The sequence below is a fragment of the Thiocapsa sp. C2-2m genome, from assembly GCF_041903745.1.
Taxonomy (GTDB): domain Bacteria; phylum Pseudomonadota; class Gammaproteobacteria; order Chromatiales; family Chromatiaceae; genus Thiocapsa; species Thiocapsa roseilacustris.
The window spans coordinates 1-12,508 of the sequence record NZ_JBBWVD010000068.1; the positions used below are offsets into that span (position 1 = coordinate 1).

11 protein-coding genes are annotated in these 12,508 nt (G+C 53.6%); 1 reads left to right on the forward strand and 10 read right to left on the reverse strand.

Going from position 1 to position 12,508, the window contains the following annotated elements; all coding sequences use genetic code 11:
* The first annotated feature begins 286 nt into the window (after window positions 1-286).
* Entirely contained in the window at window positions 287-1,645 is a 1,359-nt protein-coding gene (locus tag AADX97_RS27610) for a transposase (protein WP_374237247.1), read from the forward strand.
* A 233-nt stretch (window positions 1,646-1,878) separates the two neighbouring features.
* Here the strand turns inward: AADX97_RS27610 and AADX97_RS27615 are convergent, their stop codons facing one another.
* From AADX97_RS27615 to tnpB, 10 genes are all read right to left on the reverse strand, one after another.
* A complete protein-coding gene (locus AADX97_RS27615; protein WP_374237248.1) occupies window positions 1,879-5,037 on the reverse strand; it encodes a hypothetical protein in 3,159 nt (1,052 codons plus the stop codon).
* Window positions 5,038-5,059: 22 nt separating this feature from the next.
* On the reverse strand, window positions 5,060-5,875 hold the full coding sequence (locus tag AADX97_RS27620; protein ID WP_374237249.1) for a glycosyltransferase family 2 protein: 816 nt from the start codon (window positions 5,873-5,875) through the stop codon (window positions 5,060-5,062).
* A 4-nt stretch (window positions 5,876-5,879) separates the two neighbouring features.
* Window positions 5,880-6,236 (reverse strand): EamA family transporter, encoded by a 357-nt coding sequence (locus AADX97_RS27625; RefSeq protein ID WP_374237250.1) that lies wholly within the window; start codon window positions 6,234-6,236, stop codon window positions 5,880-5,882.
* A complete protein-coding gene (locus tag AADX97_RS27630) occupies window positions 6,233-7,066 on the reverse strand; it encodes a sugar phosphate isomerase/epimerase family protein (protein ID WP_374237251.1) in 834 nt (277 codons plus the stop codon). Before AADX97_RS27630 ends, AADX97_RS27625 begins: the two co-directional genes overlap by 4 nt.
* Complete coding sequence (locus AADX97_RS27635) at window positions 7,063-7,857, reverse strand: NAD-dependent epimerase/dehydratase family protein (protein ID WP_374239351.1); 795 nt, start codon at window positions 7,855-7,857, stop codon at window positions 7,063-7,065. The genes AADX97_RS27630 and AADX97_RS27635 overlap by 4 nt, the downstream gene beginning before the upstream one ends.
* 2 nt (window positions 7,858-7,859) lie before the next feature.
* On the reverse strand, window positions 7,860-9,002 hold the full coding sequence (locus AADX97_RS27640) for an FAD-dependent oxidoreductase (protein WP_374237254.1): 1,143 nt from the start codon (window positions 9,000-9,002) through the stop codon (window positions 7,860-7,862).
* Complete coding sequence (locus AADX97_RS27645) at window positions 8,999-10,024, reverse strand: glycosyltransferase (protein ID WP_374237255.1); 1,026 nt, start codon at window positions 10,022-10,024, stop codon at window positions 8,999-9,001. The genes AADX97_RS27640 and AADX97_RS27645 overlap by 4 nt, the downstream gene beginning before the upstream one ends.
* Window positions 10,025-10,160: 136 nt before the next feature.
* Entirely contained in the window at window positions 10,161-10,502 is a 342-nt protein-coding gene (locus AADX97_RS27650) for a lysozyme (protein ID WP_374237256.1), read from the reverse strand.
* Entirely contained in the window at window positions 10,503-12,107 is a 1,605-nt protein-coding gene (locus AADX97_RS27655) for an IS66 family transposase (RefSeq protein ID WP_374237257.1), read from the reverse strand. It abuts the gene before it with no gap.
* Between the two features lie 111 nt (window positions 12,108-12,218).
* Entirely contained in the window at window positions 12,219-12,443 is a 225-nt protein-coding gene (tnpB, locus tag AADX97_RS27660; RefSeq protein ID WP_374237258.1) for an IS66 family insertion sequence element accessory protein TnpB, read from the reverse strand.
* Window positions 12,444-12,508 lie beyond the last annotated feature (65 nt).

Sequence of the window (12,508 nt, forward strand, 5' to 3'; positions counted from 1 at the left end):
CCGCCACTGCTCGCGACTGCGCCGCTTCTCTGCCATGCTCTTCCCCTCGGTGCGTGGAACATGGCGGCATCTTGCAGATCGCGCAGCACGCGGGATAGATGTATTTCGCTGGACGCTTACGAAGCATACGAAAACAAGTGCCTCGTTTCGTCGACTGCAGAGCTCCGCAAGGCCACTGAGCTTTCAGACCAGCGACTAACCACCTAGCAGCCTGTCGGACTTTCGCGGTGTCGGACGGCGCCGCGGCCCGGTAGAATAGAGGCAGCACACTTTGGGGCCTGAGCCGATGAGCCACTTCCGTTCGATCAACCGCGACATCGATTTTCTGCTGCCGCCCTCGGTGCAGGATTGGCTGCCCGAAGGGCACCTGGCGCGCTACGTGGTCGAGGTGGTGGAGGGACTGGATCTCAGCGCACTGGAACGCGCCTACGCCGGGCGGGGCAGCCTGCCTTACCACCCCGCCACCCTGTTGTCGCTGCTGATCTACGGCTACGCCACCGGCTGCTACTCCAGCCGCAAGATCGAGCTGGCGACCTACGACTCCTTGGCGTTTCGCTTCATCGCCGCCAACAGCCATCCCGACCACGATACCCTCTCGAGCTTCCGGCGACGCTTCGCCAAAGAGTTCGAGGGCGCCTTTGTCCAGGTGCTCCAGGTCGCCCGCGAGAACCAGCTCAGCCGCTTCTGCACGGTCAGCCTGGACGGCACCAAGATCCACGCCAATGCCAGCCGTCACAGTGCGCTGTCCTACGGCCACGCCGAGGCCATTGAGGCGCAACTCAAAGGCGAGGTTCAAGAGCTGCTGGCGTTGGCCGAGGAGGCCGACGCGGCCAACCTTCCCGACGGCATGAGTCTGCCGGAGGAGCTCAAGCGCCGCGAGGATCGCCTGGCGGCCATCGCTGCGGCCAAGGGCAAGATCGAGGCGCGTGCCGCCGAGCGCTTTGCCCGCGAGCAGGCCGACCATGAGGCCAAGCTCGCCGCCCACGCGGCCAAGGCGGCGGTTACGGGACGCAAGCCGGGCGGTCAACCGCCCAATGCACGCACCCCCGGCCCGCGTCCCGACGACCAGATCAACCTCACCGACGAAGACTCCCGCATCATGCCGGTCGCCGGTGGTGGCTTCGAGCAGTGTTACAACGCCCAAGCGGTGGTCGACACCGAGACCATGCTGGTGCTCCTCCCGCAGGTCACGCAGGCCGCCAACGACAAGCAACAACTCGTCCCGATGTTGGAGCGCCTCGTCGCTCTGCCCGAGGAGATCAACCGGACGGAACAGCTCTTGGCCGATGCCGGCTACTTCAGCGAGGCCAACGTCACGGCCTGCGAGAGCGCCGGCGTCGAGCCGGCGATCGCGATCCAACGCGACACACACCGCCCCCATTGGTCTGAGCGCTTCAAGAGCCCCGAAGCCCCGCCCGCCGAGGCGACTGCGGTTGAACGCATGGCCCACCGGCTGAAGACTCCCAAGGGCCGGGCGACCTACGCCCTGCGCAAGCAAACCGTCGAGCCGGTCTTCGGCATCATCAAATCCGTGATGGGGTTTCGTCAGTTCCTCACCCGCGGTCTGGACAATGTTCAGACTGAGTGGACCCTGGTCTGCCTGGCGTGGAACTTAAAACGCATGGCCGTATTGCGCCCGCAGTAAGGGAAATCGGGAGGAAACCCTCGCTTTTCGCCCAAAACCGTCTCATTTACGCGACAGACGACCCATCGGGGCTCCGATACCGGCCCCCCCAAGGGTCAAGTCCGACAGGCTGCTAGCAACGCTGAAAGCAATTATTTGTCAATTCTGCCTAGCATACAAGATATGTTCAGGCCCTACCCAATGTAAGCAGCAGGAGCACTGATCACTCGCTGGAGCAGTGCGCTTATGGTCTGCTACTCCCTTCGATACAGGGTGATGTTTTCAACACTAAATACTTGGCAAGCTGATGCATTATCAAGATCAAAACGAAGTCCCTTTATATGGCCTAATCCAGCCCACCAAGGCGATGCATCTAGAGGAACAATTAGCGTTCCATTTTCAGCTGTGAACCGCACACTTGACGCCTCAAACGGACCATCTCGTTCGTCGCCCCACCAAAATATCTGCATTCTAGGTTCAGATGCCTTTTCAATACAATTGAAATCAAACTTTAACAATCCCGAGTTGCGCCCAGTAACACCGAGGGCTGAAAAATCGAAAGTAAGCTGAGGATCGTCACCCTCGATCTTGTAAGAACCATTATATGAAGAAACATGAAATGTAGCAGGGAATAATCCGCCTGAGCTAATCGGCGAGGTCATTTTAGCTCGCAAAAACTTCTCCGATCTACCCCATGCAACCGGTATTTTTTTAAAGTCTGATACTGCAAAAGCTCGATGGAAAAGCGAAGCTGTATACTCACGATAAACACCACGATGAACGATTACATCAATAGTATTTCCGGATGAAATATCGCATGGCGCAAGCGGACCTTCGTCCAGCCAAATGGCCGAACCATCAGCCGAGACTTTTTTAATAACTCTTAACTCTCCATTAGCAAGACGAACTTTGTCTCCAACGTTAATCATGGTAGCTAGTACCGGATCGCTTAAAACTATAGCGGGGTCACGCCGACCAAGGCCATTCAACCAATTTTCGTCAGTTAAATTTTTGATTTCCGCAGTGATTTCGGTATTATTTTCGTCTCTCGCCCCAGATTTCAAATAACCAACAATAAATCCGCTCTCCATTCTTGGAGCATAATTATCCATTACAAACCTATAAAGATACTGGTTACGTAATGCGAGCCCCCCCCCATCATGAACAATGTTGTCTGCCTGTAAAAGGGCAAGCTTCGGAGGCGAAGCTTTTAGCGTATCTACTGCACGCCTTTGTTGAGTTGGTGGCGCCAAATTGTAAGGAGCCGTAACAGGCATCGCTGGCGAACGATTTAAATAAAAATAGTGCGCGTTACGAGAGGTTAGATCTAGATAGATTTCATCTGAAGAAAGCCTCAACTTGAGAAGGTTATTCAATCTATTAATACGATTCCATTGGCTTTCTTCAATGTAAGCCCGACCGACATTAGGCAAACCCGCCATAGCAGAGTCCCTCAATGGAGGCGAGTGAACTTTTTGTTCCGCAATCGACGATATGCCGGAAAAAGAAGTCACCCCAAATCCTAGAAGGGCACTCATGAAAACTGCAGCTAAAACTACAAGTGCACGATTCTTTGCATTGGAGATGCCCCACATTAAGAGCGGAAAAAGTATCGCCCAACCAAAAATTGAAACCAGACCTGGTCTAGAGACGCCACCTGGATCAATACGCCCCATGGAATAGGGAATAAGCAGGACAGAGAAAGAGAAAAATATTAGGGCAGGATAAAAGAAACTTCTAGAGTCTTTAAGATCTCGCCAATTCTTGTGCATAACGTAGAGGCACAATACTGGTATTGCCACCCAAGACATTCGAATAACTTCAAAAACAAAGCCCGATTTCCCCTCTGCATTCCAACTAATATCCCAAGGAATGCCATAAGCGATCTGGTTGATGGGCCCATTCTCCATCACATATCGGATGGAACCAACCAACATGGAGAACATCGGAGTTAAAGCAAACACCAATGACATGAACACTGCAACTAAGCCAAGACGTCGCCATGATTTCTTGTCACCGAACTGAATTTGATCCCATGCAACTTTGACCGCGAGAAGTCCAAAAGCTGCAACCAAAAGCAATCCCTGAGGCGGTACGCCCAAAATCACAATAGGAGCTGTAAGGATCCAGATAGAAAGCCATTTTCCTGGCTGTGCCCTCAGGCTAGGAATTAACCATAGACATATAAAAGGCACAAAGAAGAACCAAGTTAGACGCCCCCCAAGCAACAAAATTACAGAAAAAGCCAGAACAAGGCTGCCTGTAAAATGGTAAATCGACATAAAGGCGAAAAGCCCAAGTAGTGCAAAGGCTAATCTACCAGCCTCTCCAATACTCGCAGCAGTGCCATCATAAAAAATGTAAGACAAAATTGATCTGAGGTAATTTTCTAGCAACCCATGAGCGGGCACATAATCTACGTACGGAACAAAACCTTTCAAATAACTCCACCATCCGAGCAGGTGCTCGCCGAAGTGATAGTCGTCAGGACTAATACGGGGAGTAACGGTGTGTCCTATCTTTAATGAAACAATAAGTCCAAAAAGGGCAAATGGAGAAAAATTCCTTATCCAATCTGCACCATCAAAATTCAATCGGAAACGTTTTATTACATCGTATATCCCGTAAGCAACCAGCGCAATAACTAATATCTTTAGATAAATAGTTGTTTCATATTTAACCATCTCACCGGACGGCTGCAGTATTCTTGCAGGGTATAGCGTCAAGAAAAACAGTGGCAACCCAATCTGCGCAGCAAAAATCAATTTTGATAGATGCTGGGCAATACGTTCTTCGAGTCTTGTAAGTGCAAGAATCGCAAAAACAAAACCAAGCACAATCAGAACGTTGCTTGTCACAACAAAAGACTTTACTTTTATGTCTCCAATCAAACCCATCGGTCCCCTGCTTAGTAAGACCGCCAACTCGATAGGGATAAGAGAAATTAGCAATGCAACCAAGAGTGTTGCACTCCAAAAATTAGGATCTGACTTGTGTGAAAATTTCCTTTTACAGAAACCAATCACGCCAAGCGAAGTTATTCCTAATGCGGATATTATTGCAGTCTTGTGATCGATGGCTCCACCGAAAAATAGGCTTGCAGCACCAGCATAGAACGGGAGTGACCATAAAACTAATTGTGCGTCAAAGTTGGCGGAAACTTCGCCTCCATAGTTTTCTTGCAAATGCGAAGAAATTCTCGATAAAGCCGAAAACCCCAAGAAGGAAAAAATTATGAATACCGGCCACGCCACCAAATCCTGAAATTTATTTCCGGCGTACCACGCCAAGCTACCAACGACAAATTCGCTGTAGCCTTGATTAATACTCAATTGAAGTGCGGCAAGAAAAAAAACTGACCCAATAACCAGGGCGGATATTACCGAACCAATTTTATGACTAATTATATTCATAGATTAACTTTTCATCCGATGCTTATTTCGGGTTGTACTTCTTGAAACATGATGAAATCAGTATTTTTAATACTGCAAGGTTTCCTCTGAAGCTACTTATTTTGGTCGGAATTTCACCGATCGGATACCTACGTATTGTGGGCAACTCTTTACACAGGTATCCAACCTTAGGCACTCGGCACGACAAATAGGCCAGAAGCTCATAAGTCATAAAAACATCGCGAAAGGGTGCAATTCTGGGATCCAGTAGCATCCTACGACTGTAGGCCCTGAACCCTTGTGTGGTGTCTGTCCATTTAAACCCAGATGCTATGCTTAAACACGGTGCATGGATATACCGGATCGCAAAGTCTCGTGACTTTGGCGTGTTCACGGCCACCCCGCCCGGCAGAAAGCGCGAAGCCTGAACAAAATCAACCTCGTCTTCGAGCGCCTCAATGAACCGCGGTATCGCTTCTGGGTCGTCCTTGTCGTTCCCATCGATGGTGACAATGCCCTCGTATCCTTGATCGAGCGCAAAGGCGTAGGCGCATCTCAGTTGGGCGCTCAGCTTTCCTGGGCCTTTTTTAACCACAAGCCCTCTAACGCCTACTTGCTTTAGCTCATCCAACTCCAAAGAGCTGTCGGTGCTTCCGCCATCAACAATGATGATGTCTACAATCGACGAAATCCGCTCAGTCTCCATACGCTTAAGCAGGCTGTTAATACGCTCTCCTTCGTTAATCACGGGGATGACAACGCAGTAAGTATGATGTTTGCCCAACCACAGAGGCGTCTCCATGGCGGGTACTTGCCACTTTGCCCGCTCTTTCGGAGAAATATCTGGTGTCGTATTCATTTGTTCATGCAACCCGAGCTGTGATGAGTGCCACGCCTGCAATCACGAGCATGATGCCGGCACCTGTGGTCCAGTGAAAGGGTTCACGGAAGATCAAAACGGAAAAGAGTGCGACCGTTGCTACCGCCCCGGAAGTCAGAACTGGGTGAGCGACATTCAATGGCAACCTGGCCAGTGCGGCGGCATACAGCAGGAAAGCCCCACCGTATAAACCTAAGCCTATCCAGAAGGGCCAGTTACTTAAAGCGGCTAAAGGATCCGTCAGGGAGGGAAATTTCCTGGGTGGCATCATGGCCATCTTAACCAGTACGCTGGCAGAAGCGTTTGCCGCGATACCAAGCATTAAGATCAACCATTTCATCTGTCGACCCCTTGTGCGATCCGATAGCACCTAACAGCGCAAGTCAGCGCCCGTTCAATCGAGCGGAGGTGGGGCTCCTCTTTTGTAGCGACCATCTCTATCGAAACTACGTGATGTGGAAGATGTTGCTGCAGTACTTTGTGCATCAACCTATGATCCGTTCCGCCATCGCCCAAGGGCACCAGATCCGGCTCACTAGCATGAACATGCCCGATCAGTCCGGCGTTCCTCACCAGCAGATCTTCGGGAGATTCACCATTGATCGTTAAGGCCCCAGTATCAAACTGCATCTGGATGGATCCGTGGCCAACCGCCGCGACGACATGGGCTGTCTCGTCGCTGGTGGTCATGAAGTTTGCCCCATATCGGGTTGGGTTGGGCTCCAGGCACACGATGACACCATGTTCCTGAGCAGCATTACCTAGACTTCGAAAAAAGCTCACCGCCTGCTCGAGTGCTTGTGCGTCGCTCAAGCCTGTACGGTCGCGATTTTTGGGTGAGCCAAATACCAATCGTGTTGCCCGCAGCCCCGCACCGATACGACACACTGGTCGCAGATGCTCCAGCATCGCATGTTGGCTCTTGCTCTCACCAAATACATTTAGCCCTGTCGTGCCAAACAGCAACGCTTGCATGCCAGTGATCTCGATGCCGTGATCTGCCCACCATCGCCTGACCTTAGCAATATCCTCATCTTTGGCACCGGCAGGGTCAGGAAAGTACTTGCCGGGCGCTACATCAATGGCATAAACGCCAAACTTGCCCAGAAGATCTGCGACGGAAGCATCCTCTGCGATGTCCCAGGCAATGTTTGAAATGGCTAGCCTCACGATGCCACCCCGCTTTCGCTCTTCAGGGTAACGGGCTCGGACTGGGCATACGCTCTAATCGCCTGGATGGTTTCGCGGGCACTGTACTGATACTGCCCAGGAGAACCGAAGATTTGCCCGTGTCGCGTTTGCATGTCATAACGAGCGGGCGGGTTCTCTAGTGTCTGTGTAAACGGTCTTCCGAAACCCTGCAGCGAGACATCCGCAACGCTGATCGGTTCGGCAGTCAGGTGCACCAGCGATAGACCAGCCTCCAGTGCCCTCCGAATGTCGTACCAAAGGTTGATCATGGGATAAAACTGAAAAACGCCTCGACTCTCAATCGCATGAAGATTATTGGTATTAAGAAAGTCAAAAATCACGTTTTTGCGTAATCCAGGACCTACGAGGCCAGGCAGCCGAACAATCAAATAGCTAAGGAAATGCTGCTCGACAAACTTTTCCAGCAGTCGGCGATGAAGTCCATAGGCATGCAAGCCTGACTCATCAACGGGCGCAGATTCATCAACGCCAATCGGCTCTCTGAATACATCGACAGTGCTGATCAAGATGAATCTTTTGCACTTAACCGTGCGAAGGTGGTTGATCAGGGAGTCAATGTTTTTTCGATCATCTGCCGGATCGCGATTGGCAACCCACTTCTGCGCAGGCGCACCTGCACAAACCACAACATCGAATTCATGATTCACAATTTCATGAATATTGGTCGAGCGGTAAAGCGCAGAAAAATGTGCCTGCTTAAGAAGAGTGCTTCCGACAAAACCAGAGAATCCAATCAGTGCGTTTTCCATCATCACTCCAGCGAACTCTTGAACTCTTCTGTTTCGAGTTTTTCAAGTACATCGTAAATATTGTCAATCTTCCCACCCAACACGGAATAACAGCCGGGCAGTTCCGCATGCTTTTCGAAGAGGATCGGGCGACCATCATCCCCTTCGTTCTTGACCAAAACGGTTTTCACTTCGAAGAGCGAATCGACATATTTCGCTTCAAGTACGGCGGGCAGGTAACGGCCTACGTCCCGGACCATACGGTCGACACGAGTGGCACGATCGTATTCCTCGAGCCTCTTGTAAGGATCAACGCCCTGTTCATCCTTCCAGCTAAAGTGTGGCGTGTAACGAACGTGCGATAGCGTGTGCAGTCCACGAGCAGGGAACGGCATCATCGAAAAAAATGGGCCGTCCATAACCGTTACACCAATTTCCTTGAGCACCTCTGACGCTTGCATAAGCGCCATTTCAGTAACCTCCTGCTTGAGATCCGTTTGGGTGCCAGGAAAGTCGCCTGAAAACTGATTCAGACCACTGTAAGTGCAGTTGAAGACGTATCGACAGTTTATGGACGATGCATCCCCTGACTTCGACTGGGTTGCTACGATCAGGCTTTTGTCTCCCAGCGAACGGGAAATCGCTAACGCACGAGTCGAGTAATGAACCTCGATACCTACCTCCTGAAGCTCTTTGACCGCCCATTCGGCAAGTCGCGTTGAGTCGAAGCCATACTCCTCAACGAGAAAAACATCTTCAATCAGTCGAGGCTCAAAAAGCCGTTTTAAACCTGCACCGGCAGGCTTGATGTTCGCTCCGATCTCATGGCAAAAACGCTCAAATTGCTTGGCTGATACTTTTGAGTTGCGTCTTGCAATGGCGTAGAGCTTTATAAAATCCTGCTTAACGGCTCGAGGCCAATCTCTCACAAAACGCGGAAAATTGACTCGGCTACGAAAGGCCGTGGTAAAGCTTCTGGGATAGTGGTATCCATTATGTACACGTGCCTGGTTATTATACGAAGCACGAACCAGCAGTTTCGACTCCCGCTCAAGGAGAATCACCCGACGCAATCCACGAGCCTTGGCAAGGTAGATCGCGATGGCAGAGCCGTAGAAGCCGCCGCCAATGATGACCGCGTCCGCAGTGCAAGATTGGACGGTCATGCAAGAACCTGATCTGAGTTACGCGAGTCACTCGCTGCTGAAGACGAGACATCCTCGATGTTCAGCTTCTCCCGGCGGGTCATGCGTGCGCTCGTAAACTCTTGGCCAACGTGATACCGCGGCCCCTCATTGCTGAGGCTTGCCATTTGCAATATGTATTCACCAAGCACCAAAAGCACGAGCGAAATCAGGAAAAACATGCCTGACTGTTGCAATGACATACTCACCCAGCCTGGCGCCACGTCAGTTTTGAAAATTCCAATGGCTACAACATAAACCGAATAAATTAAGTTGGCCGCAGCCCCAAACAAGGACAACGATGTCACAAGTCGCATTGGTACTTGTGTTGTCGAAACGAGGAGGCGCATCCCTCGATCAATGCTTTCCCCCAGTTTTTTGGTGTTCCTTGCAAGTGGTTTGGCGCTGTACTCCATGTTGATGCGCCCGAAACCACCAGTTGCTGGCAGGTGTCGGTAAGTCACGGCCGGTTGGGGGTGCTGCAGGATAAAGTTAACAACGCGCTTGCTTAGCAATCGATACTGGGGAGCCTCTTTGGCCAGATGTATTCCATTGAACGATTTGTACAGGAAATTGAAGGCTGCAGAGGCCGCACGGTAAGCGAGACTCTGGCGTGGTTTCTGCCGGTTATTTGCAAAAACCACGTCTGCCCCTATCACTGCTTTATCGAGCATTTCAGGCAAGAAACCGATTTCGTCGAGGAGGGGATCAATGACGGCGACGAAATCACCTAGCGCATTTTCCAGTCCCACCCATGAAGCTGTGTCACCAACAACTTCTTTGGTAAGGGCATAAACTTGCAAGTTTGGATAGCCCGATTGCCCGGTTAGATTTTTGAGTATATTGATGCTTTCATCATCAGATGCGTTGTCAACTAGAATCAACTCGTAATCGGTGACGAGTGATGACAATTTTTCAGAGGCACTCTGAATAATGCTCTCTAGCTGATGGTCTTGATTGCGTACAACATACACAACAGACAGAAATACCGGGAAAAACGCCATTCTTGTGGTCCCCAGAGTACACATCTTTGCGATGCATTTGCATTTATCTACAAAATCTAGTCATTCTAATCCGTGGGGGGGGGTACGTCACCCTGTTTGGGCTTCCCTGCTTCCCTCACTGAGCGATATGCAATGGTCATGCCAGCAGAGGGTGCGGAGACGTAAGCGCCCCCTCTGCCTGCCGGCGACGGACAAGCCCAGGAAGCTTTTTCCCCGCCGCCCAGACCCACTTCATTAGCTCAGCGGGGACGCTTTCGTGTTCGCCACGGTTCGCCTTCCGCCGCAGTGTCGAGCGCTGTAGCACTCCAGAACTGAGGTTGAAGGTGAAAGAGACCAGCGCATCGAGCTGCCCGTCCGTCAGAAAGACCGAGATCAGCCGCAGCACGGCCTGTTCGGCGATCCTCACGTCCTTGCGCAGAAGCTCGGTGGCCTGTGCGGGCGTGATGCACGCTGCGAACTGACGTAAGCGTCCGGACAACTACCGGATTTCCCCTTCCCTTTTGAGGTCGTCCATTTTCAGATGGTGCGGCAGCAGCGCCGCGACCGCCTCCGGGGACTTGGCACCGGGCAGGTGCTCGAAGAGGTGGTTGAGGTAGGCCCAAGGCTCCAGGCCGTTGGCCTTGGCGGTTTCGATCAGGCTGTAGAGCAGCGCGCTGGTTTCGGCGCCTTTCGGACTGCCGGCGAAGAGCCAGTTTTTTCTTCCGAGCACAAAGGGCCGGATGGCGTTCTCGGCGGTATTGTTGTCGATCTCCAGGTGCCCGTCCTCGAGGAAGGTGATGAGGATCGGCCATTGGCCCAGGGCATAGCCGATGGCTTCGCCGAGCAGGCTCTTCGGCAGCACGCGGGTGGCGGTGCGATCCAGCCACTGGCGGATACGCATGAGAATCGGGCGGCTGTGCTCGGCACGCCCGCGCAGCCGGGTCTCGTGATCGGCGTCGCGAACGCGCCGCTCCACCGCATAGAGCTCACCGATCAGGGCCACCATCTGCTGCGCGGCACCGGCGTTGCGTGCGTTGGCGGCATCGACGAACTTGCGCCGCACGTGCGCCCAACAACCGGCATGGCCGATGATCCCGGGAGCACCGGCGAGGACACCATAGGCGCTGTAGCCGTCGGATTGCAGATAGAACGGCAGCGGCGGCGGATCGACGTCGGTCGGGAACAGCACCCGACGGGGAACCTCCGCGGCTCGGCTCGGGGCATATTCGAACCAGCGCACCGGTGCGCCCGGCGGCCCGCCGCAGAACACCCACATGTAGGAGTCTTGGGTATCCTCGCGACCGGGCTCGCGCAGGACCTGCACCGGGGTCTCGTCCACATGCACCACAGGTCCCCGGCGCAGTCGGTCTTTCAGCGCCGCCGCGACCGGCTGCAGCGGGGTTTGCAGTTGGATGAGCAAGCCCGCCATGGTTTGGCGCCCGAGCGCGATGCCCTCGCGTGCGAAGATCTTCTCCTGACGATACAGCGGCAGGGCATCGACGAACTTGCTCGTCACGATGGAGGCCAGCAGCGAGCTGTGGGCGATGGATTTGGGGATGATCTGCGCCGGGCGCGGGGCGATCTTCACCCCCACCTCGGCACCCGGCACGTCCTCGTCGCGGGCGACAGACTTGGCGCGCTTGTATGCGATGACGTAGGTCTGGCGGGGGATGACCGCCAGTTGCTCGGAGCTGTCGTAGCCGATCAAGACCCAGTCCTCGCCCATGCCGGCTTTCTCCGCCTCGGGCAGATCCAGGATGCGCTCCACCCGCGGCAGATGGCGTGGCAGGGGCCGGCGTACCGGCTTGCCCTTGGGCGGTGCGACGGTGTCTTCGGCGCGTGTCGCCGGCTGCGGGGTGTCGGCCGGCAGCTCGGCTTCGAGCTCGGCGATCAGTGCTTCGAGCTCGGTCTCGTCGAACAGCCCGAGCTGACTGTCGGGGATGCGATCGGCACTGCGGCCGAAGCGCTTGCGTCGAAGCAGCTCGATGGTTTCGAGCAACTGATCAATGCGCCGGGTCTGCTCCTGCAGGGTATTGGATTGCTGTTCCAACCGGAGCGACTGCTCGGCCCGCTCGCGCTCGGATTGCGCCAGTTGATCGTTCAACCGGCCGATGATCCCGTGGAGCATCCCAGGGTCATTCGGAAGCGTTTGAAGCGTGCCGTCCATGATCTGAATGATACCGGAACAGCAACCTTGATTCGAGTGTGATTGCCTTTAAAGCAGATCGAATTCAGCCCGCCGATGGGCGTTGACACGACGCGGATCGAGCCCTTCGAGCAACCAGCCCAATTCGCGGATCGAGAGGATCACCGGTGCGACGCTCTGCGGCGCCGGCCACCAAAACCGCTCGCGCTCCAAACGCCGATACCACAGCCAAAAGCCGTTGTTGGACGAAGCCGCTACGCGGAGGAAGCCCGCGGTCGGCGTCAGCCTTAGAATGTCACCTCATGCCCTCGCTCGCGAGGGGTGTATTTTCCACATCATGGGGTTACGCCAGTATGTCC

What these genes read in the sequence shown, in the direction of transcription:
- AADX97_RS27615 (WP_374237248.1), bottom strand. Translation starts at nt 5,037, where the DNA reads ATGAATATAATTAGTCATAAAATTGGTTCGGTAATATCCGCCCTGGTT.
- AADX97_RS27645 (WP_374237255.1), bottom strand. Translation starts at nt 10,024, where the DNA reads ATGGCGTTTTTCCCGGTATTTCTGTCTGTTGTGTATGTTGTACGCAAT.
- AADX97_RS27640 (WP_374237254.1), bottom strand. Translation starts at nt 9,002, where the DNA reads ATGACCGTCCAATCTTGCACTGCGGACGCGGTCATCATTGGCGGCGGC.
- AADX97_RS27635 (WP_374239351.1), bottom strand. Translation starts at nt 7,857, where the DNA reads ATGGAAAACGCACTGATTGGATTCTCTGGTTTTGTCGGAAGCACTCTT.
- AADX97_RS27625 (WP_374237250.1), bottom strand. Translation starts at nt 6,236, where the DNA reads ATGAAATGGTTGATCTTAATGCTTGGTATCGCGGCAAACGCTTCTGCC.
- AADX97_RS27610 (WP_374237247.1), top strand. Translation starts at nt 287, where the DNA reads ATGAGCCACTTCCGTTCGATCAACCGCGACATCGATTTTCTGCTGCCG.
- AADX97_RS27620 (WP_374237249.1), bottom strand. Translation starts at nt 5,875, where the DNA reads ATGAATACGACACCAGATATTTCTCCGAAAGAGCGGGCAAAGTGGCAA.